8 protein-coding genes are annotated in these 8,828 nt (G+C 69.7%); 3 read left to right on the top strand and 5 right to left on the bottom strand.

Going from position 1 to position 8,828, the window contains the following annotated elements; translation table 11 throughout:
* A partial coding sequence (locus Q0C41_RS27385; protein WP_291989500.1) for an NYN domain-containing protein occupies nt 1–854 on the bottom strand: 854 nt, incomplete at its 3' end.
* A gap of 780 nt (nt 855–1,634) precedes the next feature.
* Here Q0C41_RS27385 and Q0C41_RS27380 point away from each other — a divergent pair.
* Nucleotides 1,635–2,342: a vanadium-dependent haloperoxidase gene (locus tag Q0C41_RS27380; protein WP_291989498.1), complete on the top strand. Its 708-nt coding sequence runs from the start codon at nt 1,635–1,637 to the stop codon at nt 2,340–2,342.
* Here the strand turns inward: Q0C41_RS27380 and Q0C41_RS27375 are convergent.
* From Q0C41_RS27375 to Q0C41_RS27360, 4 genes are read right to left on the bottom strand one after another with little or no spacing between them, the layout of a single operon-like run.
* The gene (locus Q0C41_RS27375) at nt 2,339–4,234 is read right to left on the bottom strand and encodes a cation acetate symporter (RefSeq protein ID WP_291989496.1); all 1,896 of its coding nucleotides are present in this window, start codon (nt 4,232–4,234) and stop codon (nt 2,339–2,341) included. The genes Q0C41_RS27380 and Q0C41_RS27375 overlap by 4 nt on opposite strands.
* A 7-nt stretch (nt 4,235–4,241) precedes the next feature.
* The gene (locus Q0C41_RS27370; protein WP_291989494.1) at nt 4,242–4,442 is read right to left on the bottom strand and encodes a DUF485 domain-containing protein; all 201 of its coding nucleotides are present in this window, start codon (nt 4,440–4,442) and stop codon (nt 4,242–4,244) included.
* A 59-nt stretch (nt 4,443–4,501) separates the two neighbouring features.
* On the bottom strand, nt 4,502–5,521 hold the full coding sequence (locus Q0C41_RS27365; RefSeq protein WP_291989492.1) for an ATP-grasp domain-containing protein: 1,020 nt from the start codon (nt 5,519–5,521) through the stop codon (nt 4,502–4,504).
* 57 nt (nt 5,522–5,578) lie between these two features.
* The gene (locus Q0C41_RS27360) at nt 5,579–6,505 is read right to left on the bottom strand and encodes a hypothetical protein (RefSeq protein ID WP_291989490.1); all 927 of its coding nucleotides are present in this window, start codon (nt 6,503–6,505) and stop codon (nt 5,579–5,581) included.
* A gap of 209 nt (nt 6,506–6,714) precedes the next feature.
* Here Q0C41_RS27360 and Q0C41_RS27355 point away from each other — a divergent pair, with 209 nt between their 5' ends.
* Together Q0C41_RS27355 and Q0C41_RS27350 are read left to right on the top strand one after the other, a co-directional pair.
* Complete coding sequence (locus tag Q0C41_RS27355; RefSeq protein ID WP_291989488.1) at nt 6,715–7,341, top strand: TetR/AcrR family transcriptional regulator; 627 nt, start codon at nt 6,715–6,717, stop codon at nt 7,339–7,341.
* Nucleotides 7,334–8,828, top strand: a 1,495-nt coding sequence (locus tag Q0C41_RS27350) for a TolC family protein (protein WP_291989486.1), incomplete at its 3' end; no start/stop codon positions are given. The genes Q0C41_RS27355 and Q0C41_RS27350, both read left to right, overlap by 8 nt.

Raw genomic sequence — 8,828 nt, 5'->3', positions numbered from 1 at the left:
GCCTGGCTCGCGGCCGGCGGCGCTGCCGCGGGCTGGGCCACCGGGGCGGCGGCACGCGGCGCGTGATGCTGCACCGCCACCGGCGGCGTGCTGGCGACGTAGTCGGGCACCTCGACGCCTTCACGCAGCTCGACGAGCAGGCTGCGCTCGTCACCGCGCAGCGTCACCTGCTGGGCCCGTTCGAGCTTCTGCACGAAGTCCCGGAACGTGCCGGCGCCGTACTCGCGCTCGGAGAAGGTCGAGTCCAGCTGGAGCAGCGTGCTCTTGAGCACGCCGAGCTGCGGCATGACCTCGCGGTCGGCCAGGACCTTGAGGGCACGCTTGAGCAGCGGCATGGCGTCCTTGACGTCCTTGCTCGCGCCGCCACGGCTGCTGCTGCCGCGTCGCCCGATGAGGTTCTCGTAGGCGATGAACTCCGTGCAGTTCTTCTGCAGGATCACGCTCGTGAAGGCGCGGCCGCCGACGACGAAGACCTGCCGGTCGTAGAGCTTGAGCTTCTCGACCAGCGCCATGAAGTCGCTGTCGCCGCCGACGATCACGAAGGCGTTGATGTGACTGTGGGTGAAGGCCATCTCGAGCGCATCGAGCGCGAGATTGATGTCGGCGCCGTTCTTGTCGCCACCGGGCGTCAAGTTGCGCTGCACCATCTGGATGGCGTGTTGAGTGAGCGAGCGGCTGTAGTCACCGGCGCGGGTCCAATCCCCGTATGCCACCTTGGTGACCACCTCGCCGCGTTCCTTCATCGCTTCGAGCACCGCGCCGACGTCGAAATGACCACCGAGGGTGGTCTTGACGCCGATTTCGATGTTGTCGAAGTCGATGAAGAGGGCAATCTTGAGGCGGGTTTCCGACAAAACGTACCTGGTCCTTTCGCAGGCGAATGTCGCCCCCACTGCCGGGAAAAGTCCTGCGGGCCTGTGGAGACGTCGCGGTCAGTGTAACAGGTCCAGACGATTCAGGGGCTTTTCAGCGAATCTTCAGCCTGCCTTCACGTCGGCGCCGGCCGCCGTTCCGTCTCCTCCGGTGTGCTGGCCAGGGCATCACGCCCGTCGGGCCAGCCGCATTCATCCCGGAGGACGCATCATGTTCATCGACCAACGACCCGGCCTGGCCGGCGCCCTGCTGATCACGGCGATACTCGCGCACCCGCTGCCCACACGGGCAGCGGCGGCGGCCGACGAGGTCACACGCTGGAACGTCGTGGCCACCACGACCGCGGCCTCGACCGAGACCGACCCGCTCACCGAGTCGCGGATCTTCGCCATCCTGCACCTGGCGATTCACGACGCCGTCAACAGCGTGGTCCGCAAGTACCAGCCGTATGCGCTCGACGCCCCGGCCGTGCCGGGAGCCTCGGTGGACGTCGCCGTCGCCGCGGCCGCGCGCGAGGTGCTGGTGACGCTCCTGCCGCAGCATGCCGATGCCTATGCCGCCCTCTACGAGCAGGCGCTGGCCAGGGAGACCGACCCCCAGACACGGCTGGCCGGCATCGTCGTCGGGCGGCGGGCGGCTCGCGCGGTGCTCGACCTCCGCGCCGTGGATGGTGCCGATCGCGAGGTGCCGTACGTCCCGCGTGACGTGGCCGGCGACTACCGGCCGACGCCGCCCGATCTCACGCCGGCGATGTTCGTGCAGTGGGGGGCATCGCGCCCTTCGCCTTGCAGACCGCGTCGCAGTTCCGGCCCGATCCTCCGCCCGCGCCAGGCAGCCCCCGTGCCCGCGCCGAGGTGGCCGAGATTCGTCGGATCGGACGGGCGGATGACAGCACGCGCACCGAGGAGCAGAGCGCCATCGCGAAGTTCTGGTACGAGAACTCGACGCAGGGGTGGAACCGCGTGGCGCGCGCCGTCCTCGAGACACGCCCGATGGATGCCTGGGATCGTGCGCGGTTCTACGCGCTCGTCAACATCGCGATGGCCGACGGCTTCATCGCGGGGTTCGAGGGCAAGTATCACTACCGCTTCTGGCGGCCAGTGACGGCCATTCGTGACGGGGGCGACGCCACCTGGCTCAGCTTCCTGCCGACGCCGCCGGTGCCGGATCACCCGTCCACGCACACGGTGCTCGGGGCCGCGGCCGCCCGCACCATGGCGCGACTGCTCGGCACCGACCTGGTCTCGTTCACGATGGAGAGCGGGGCACCCTATGCCGGCATCCGTCGGCAGTTCTGGTGCCTGTCGGAGGCGGCGCGCGAGAACGGCGCGTCACGCATGCTGGCCGGCATCCACTTCCGGTCGGCCGTCGACAGCGGCTTCCGACTCGGCGAGCAGGTTGGCGACTACGCCGTCGACACCCAGCTCCGCCCGCTGGCGGCCTTCGTGGAGCGCGAACCGTCGCGCTAGCTGCCCGACGCCGACGCCATCTGGCGCTCAGAGGGACGTGTCATCAGTGACACCGCGACGAGCACGAGAAACCCGAGCGGGATGGTGACGATCCCCGGCTGGCTGAAGGGGACCGGTGCGGTCTCCGGCGGCCAGCCGTACACGTCCTTGAAGGCCTGCGCGCTGCAGAGGATCCAGCCGAGCGAACTCGCCATCCCGACGAGGATCGCGGCGACGATGCCTTCCTTGGTCGTGCGCTTCCAGAACAGGAGCATCACGAGTGACGGCAGGTTGGCCGAGGCCGCGACGTTGAAGGCCCACCCGACCAGGAACGACACGTTGAGTTTCTCGAACGCCACGCCGAGCAGCATCGCGACGATGCCGACGCCCACGGCGACGATCTTGCCCGCGCGCACCTTGGCATCGTCGGTCAGGTCCATGCCGACCACGTGGGTCAGCAGGTCGTGCACCACCGCGCCGCTGGCCGCCAGGATCAGGCCACTGACGGTGCCGAGCACGGTCGTGAACGCGATGGCGGAGATGACGGCGAACAGCGGCTCGCTGAAGCTGCGCGCCAGCAGTGGCGCTGCCATGTTGGTGTTGGTGACGTCGAGCGCGCCGCTGGTCATGGCGCCGAGCCCGAGGTACAGCGTCAGGACGTAGAACAGGCCGATGGCGCCGATGCCCGTCACCGTGCTCTTGCGCACGGCCATCACGTCCTTGACCGTGTAGTAGCGGATCAGGATGTGCGGCAGCGACGCCGTGCCCGCGAACAGCGCGAGCATCAGCGACAGGAAATCGAGCTTGTCGAAGAGGGCGCTGCTGCGCACGCCCCTGAAGGTCGGGCTTGCTCCGGGCTGCAGCAGGTCGGCGCCCGTCTGCGTCCGCGGCGTGTACACGGTGGCGATGCGCCCGCCCGAGATCTCGCGCCGCTCGGAGGTCCACGTCTCGATGGTGGCCTCGTTGAACGTCCGGAGGAACGCCATCGGCCCGAGCGGGCCCGTGCGCGTCACCCCGCCGGGCAGCGCCGTCACGGCGCCAATCGGCGTGAGATCGTGCTGGCCGTCGCCCAGGCCCTGGGGCACGCCATCGACCCGCGTCCCGTCGGGACCGGTCGTGACCACCTGCGTGAGGCGGGCACGGCCGTCGGGCAGACGGCGGTACGTATGCACCGCACCGCCGGGCAACTGCACCTGCAGCCACGTGGCGGCAGGCCAGTCCGGGTCGACGATCGTCGGCCCCTGCCGCTCGACCTCCGCGACGCTGACCGGGGTCACCGGCAGGGTGGTCGGCACCTCGAACCCCCGCCGCAGGATCATCACCGTGAGCAGCAGGCAGAAGGCCACCAGCAGCCCGCCCTTGATGAACTGCACCCACGTGGTCGAGACCATACCGGCCGTCACGACGATGATGGTGACGACGATGCCGACCATCAGCACGCCGGACGCGTGCGAGAAGCCGAGCAGCGGCTTGATGAGCACGCCGGCGCCCACCATCTGCGGGATCAGGTAGAAGAGGCTCACCACCAGCGTGCTGATCGCCGCCGCCAGCTTGATGCCGCGTGACTGGAAGCGGGCGTCGAGCGCATCGGCGAAGGTGAACTTGCCCATCCGCTTGAGCGGTTCGGCGACGACGAACAGGGCGACGATCCAGCCGGCCAGATACCCGATCGAGTAGAGGAAGCCGTCGTAGCCGTAGAAGGCGATCATGCCGCAGATGCCGAGGAACGACGCCGCGGACAGGTAATCACCGGCGAACGCGATGCCGTTGACGAACCAGTGGATCTGGCCGTGGGCGGCGTAGTAGCCGCTGGCCGACGTGGCGCCGCGGCCGAGCCACCAGCTCAGGGCGAGGACACCGAGCACGAAGGCGAGGAACACGCCGACGGCAAGCGGCGAGGTGACGTAGACCATGGCGGGTTCAGCGGGCCAGGCGCAGGTACAGCGCGGCGAGGACGAAGGCCAGGGCGATGAGCAGCAGGCCGTAGAGGAGCGAGAGCGGCAGTCCGGCCAGTGGCGTCGTCGCCATCAGGCCGGGGGCGAAGGCCGCCACCGCCATGAAGCCGACGTACACGAGCAGGTACAGGGCGAAGAGCCAGAGAGCGACGCGAGGGATGCGCATGCGGTTCGGCGCTACTGTGTCCCAAACGCGTGCGTCGCGTCCACCCTTCCCTGCGGCCCCTAGCCGCGCCGTTCCGGGCGCCAGGCGAGGCCGTAGTTGATGATCCGTTGCAGGAGCTGGTCGTAGGCCAGCCCGGCGGCTTCGGCCGCCTCGGCGAAGTCCTCGCCGTAGGCGATCTGCGGGTTGGCGTTGGCCTCGAGCACGTAGACCCGGCCCTCGTCGGTGAGGCGGAGGTCGATGCGGGCGTAGCCGCTCAGATCGAGCGTGCGGTAGACGCGCTTGCACAGGCGCTGGATCCGCTCGGCCACGCCCTCGTCGAGGGCCGCGGCGGGGCCGCTCATGATGTCGTGCTTCTGCTGATAGCTGCCGCTCCACTTGACGCGCTCGGTGGCGATGCGCCAGTTCTCGCGCGGCAGGTTGCCGAGGTTCAGTTCCCAGACCGGGAACACCTTCAGCGTCAGGTTGCCGACGATGCCCACGTAGAGCTCGCGGCCGGGAATGTAGCGCTCGACGATGGCATCGGTGCCGACGCTGCGGTGGATGAAGTGGACGCGTTCGCGCAGCTTGTCGTCCGACTCGACGACCGAGGCCTGCGAGATGCCGATGGACGCTTCCTGCGTCAGGGACTTCACGATCAGCGGGAAGGTGAGTCGCTTGGGCCGTTGCACCGGCCGGCCGACCCGGAAGACGGTGAAGTCGGGCACCGGGATGCGGTGATACGACAGCAGCTGCTTGGAGAGCGCCTTGTCGCGCGAGAGCATCAGGCCGCGCGGATTGCAGCCCGTGTACGGCACCTTGAGGAGTTCGAGGTAGCTGACGATGTTCTGATCGAACACGCCGACCTCGGTGAAGTTCTCCATCAGGTTGAAGACGATGTGCGGCGCGAAGTCCTTGGTCGCCGTGCGCATCACCGCCAGGTCGTCGCCGACGCCCACCACGCGCACTTCGTGGCCCATCACCTCGAGCGTGTTCTTGACGTCGAACTCGGTCTTCCACGGCACCGAGATGTCGTACTTGCTGTCGTCCTCCGGGGGCACGAGGTAGTCGTGCATGAGACACAGCACGCGCAGGCGACGCATGAGGAAAGTGTAGCGTAAGTTGCGTCTTATGCAGGCATGACGAGGGCGCACACACGGTCACCGAGGCGCGTCGCCAGGCCGATCGGGTGCGCGCGCCATCGTGCCGGCCACCTGCAGCACCGCGAGCGTCGCATCGGCATCGGTGCTGCGATCGTCGGCGCGCAGCGACCAGGGCCACGCCGCCGCGTACCCGGCCGCGCGCGCGGTGTCGACGATGTGACCGGGGGCGCGGGCGCTGCCTCGTGTCGGGAACTCGCCGAGGATGATCGGGGCCGTGCTCCACGCGACGCGTGGACGCGGCGCGAGTGGCGCACGACGATCGAGATGGTCGTACCAGTGCACCTGCAGCACGTCGAGATCGAGGTGCCGGCAGAGCGGCAGGCCGGCCGCGCTCGCGAGCCCCAGCGTCACTGGCTGTCGGGCATGCCAGCGCACGTGCAGTCGCAGTTCCTCGAGGTACTGCCGCAGCCGACGCGGGGCGAATCGTCGCGCCGGCGGACGCCAGGGCGCGACCATCCACTCCGGTTCGTTCCACAGGTCCCACATCGCGATGCCGGGGTGGCGCCCGAAGGCCAGCAGCAGGTCGTCCACGGCCCGCCAGAGACGGTGGCGCGCCACGGGATCGCGGAGCAGCGCCGCGCGGCCACCGAGCGTGACCCCCTCGACGTGTCGCGCGGCGTCCGCCCAGGTGAAGTCGAACAGGACGGGCACCATGCGCAGGCCGTGGCGGGCGAGGGCGTCGAGGGCCACCGCGAGGTCGTCGAGCACCACGCGCTGCAGGGCGCACGGTTGGCCCTGCGCGTCGAGCACGAATCCCGCCCGCCCGTCGCCGAAGAGGAACCAGCGGACGACCTCGGCGCCGGCGTCGGCCGCGGCGGCCAGCGTGCGGTCCAGGTCGTCGCGGTCACGGGTCGAGAGCCCGCCGGCGGGGGACCACGCGTTGGCGCCGAAGTCGCCGCCGTATCGGATCCAGGGCAGGTTCACGCCGCAGGGAAGCACGGCCACAGGCTAACGGAACTTCCGGCGGGGAACCTTCGTCCCTTGGAGGGCGTCGCAAGTAAGCGCTTGCACTGCGGCCGAGTTCGAGTGGGCCGTTCGGAACTTCGCGAGGGAAAGCAAGTGGTTGCTTGCATTCCTGACGCCTCTCAGGTACAACGGACGGCCTGCCGCGTCGTGCGGCACCCCACTGACTCATGGACGTGCGCGAACAATTGCTCGAGGCTGCGGTGAAGGTGTTTGCCATCGCCGGTTTTCGCGGGGCCACCACCCGACGCATCGCCCAGGAGGCGGGGGTCAACGAGGTCACGCTCTTCCGCCAGTTCGGCTCCAAGGAAGGGCTGATTCTCGAGGCGGTCCTGCGATCGGTCGAGCGGCTCCAGGACGAAGCGGTCCTGCCGACGGTGCCCGCCAACCCGGCCGCCGAACTTCTGGACTGGACGACCCGTCACTTCGAGTTCGTGCTGCGGAACAACCGCCTGATCAAGGCGGCCATGGCCGACGCCCAGTCCCATCCGGACATGGCCTGCATCGGCGACCGGATCGGCACGTCCATCGAGCACACGCTGCGGGCCTACCTGGAGCGACTCCGCGACGCCGGCCTGTGTGCGCCCGACGTCGACATCGCCGTGGCGTCCAGCGTCCTGAGCGGGGTCGTGTTCGCCGACGCCATGGGGCGTGACGTACACCCCCAGTGCTACCCGTACTCCGCCGCGGAGGCGCCGCAGCGATACGTGACGTTCTTTCTGCGGGCCATCGGCGTCCGAGCCGTTGCCGCGCCGGACTCCGCGCCCGCGCCTGAGGCCGCTGTTCATCATGGATAAGTCCTTCGGTTCCCCTCGTGCCGCGTCGGCCGCCGTGCTGGCGGGGCTGCTGCTGGCCGCGCCCGTCTCCGGCCAGGCGCCCACACCGCCTGCGTCGTCTTCCACGCCCGTGCGTCGGGTCACCCTCGACGAGGCGCTGCAACTGGCCGAGGGCGGCAGCGAGCAGGTCGCGGCGGCCGAGGCCGGCGTCAAGCGGGCGTCCGGCCAGGTCGACCTCGTGCGCAGCGGCCTGTACCCACAGCTGAACTCGGCGATCGGCTACCAGCGCACGCTGCAGACCCAGTTCGACGGCATCTTCGACACCGACGCGGCGGCGGCGCCCTGTCCGGGGCTGACCGTCAACGCCGGCGCGCCCGTCGATCAGCGCGTGGCCGAACTCGAGCGCTTCCTGCAGTGCCCTCCGGGCAACCCGTTCGGCGGGGGCGGTGACACGGACCTGCCGTTCGGTCAGCTCAACACCTGGACGGCCAGCCTGCAGTTCGCCCAGCGCGTCTACGACGGCGGCACCTTGCGCGCGCAGGAACGACAGGCCCGGGCCGGTCGCGATGCGGCCACGCTGGGCGTCACCACGACGCGCGCGCAGCTCGATCTCGACGTCGCCACCGCGTTCTACGACGCCGCGCTGAGCGACCGTCTCGTGACGATCACCGAGGCCACGCTGACGCAGGCCGGCGAGACGCTGCGTCAGATCGAACTGCAGTTCAAGGTGGGGCAGATTGCGGAGTTCGAAGTGCTGCGGGCCCGGGTGTCGCGCGACAACCAGCGCGCCGCCGTGATCCGCAGCACGATCCAGCGCGACCTCGCCTATCTGCGCCTCAGGCAGTTGATCAACGTGCCGGCCGATCAGCCGCTCGAACTCGATGCCAACCTGACCGAGCCCAACGGCGCGCTGGCCGGTCGGTGGACGGCCGCGCTGGCCGAAGCCGAGGCCGGGTTGAAGGCGCTGGATCGAACGGCGGTCAAGCAGGTCGAAGCGGGTGTGCAGGCCAACGAGGCGGCGGTCGCGGTGACGCAGGCCCAGTTCAAGCCGCAGGTGAGCCTCACCTCGTCGTTCATCGCCTACGCCTACGATCCGCTGCCGGCCTTCAAGCAGCGCGACTGGACCGTCGGCGCCGCCGTGTCGCTGCCCCTGCTGGATGGCGGGCGCCGCAAGGCCAATCGCGCCATCGCCGAGGCCACGCTCGAAGAGAGCCGGCAGCAGTTGCAGCTGGTGCAGGAACTGTCGGACCTGGATCAGCGCAGTGCCCATGCCACGTGGCGGGCCGCACGCGCGGCGTGGGAGGCCTCGTCGGGCACGGTCGAGGAGGCGCAGCGCGCCTATCAGATCGCCGACGTGCGGTATCGCGAGGGCTTGTCGACGCAGCTCGAACTCAATGACGCGCGGCTCGCCCTCGAGCGCGCGGAGGCCTCGCGCGCCCAGGCCGCGCGCGACCTGCAGGTCACGCGCTCGCGACTCGCCCTGCTGCCCGACCTGCCGGTCGGCGGCG

It is taken from the genome of Luteitalea sp. (assembly GCF_022842525.1).
Taxonomy (GTDB): domain Bacteria; phylum Acidobacteriota; class Vicinamibacteria; order Vicinamibacterales; family Vicinamibacteraceae; genus Luteitalea.
The sequence above is the reverse complement of the archived record's forward strand: the minus strand, read 5'-3'. Positions and strand labels throughout refer to the sequence as shown.

What these genes read in the sequence shown, in the direction of transcription:
- Q0C41_RS27375 (WP_291989496.1), bottom strand. Translation starts at nt 4,234, where the DNA reads ATGGTCTACGTCACCTCGCCGCTTGCCGTCGGCGTGTTCCTCGCCTTC.
- Q0C41_RS27370 (WP_291989494.1), bottom strand. Translation starts at nt 4,442, where the DNA reads ATGCGCATCCCTCGCGTCGCTCTCTGGCTCTTCGCCCTGTACCTGCTC.
- Q0C41_RS27365 (WP_291989492.1), bottom strand. Translation starts at nt 5,521, where the DNA reads ATGCGTCGCCTGCGCGTGCTGTGTCTCATGCACGACTACCTCGTGCCC.
- Q0C41_RS27355 (WP_291989488.1), top strand. Translation starts at nt 6,715, where the DNA reads ATGGACGTGCGCGAACAATTGCTCGAGGCTGCGGTGAAGGTGTTTGCC.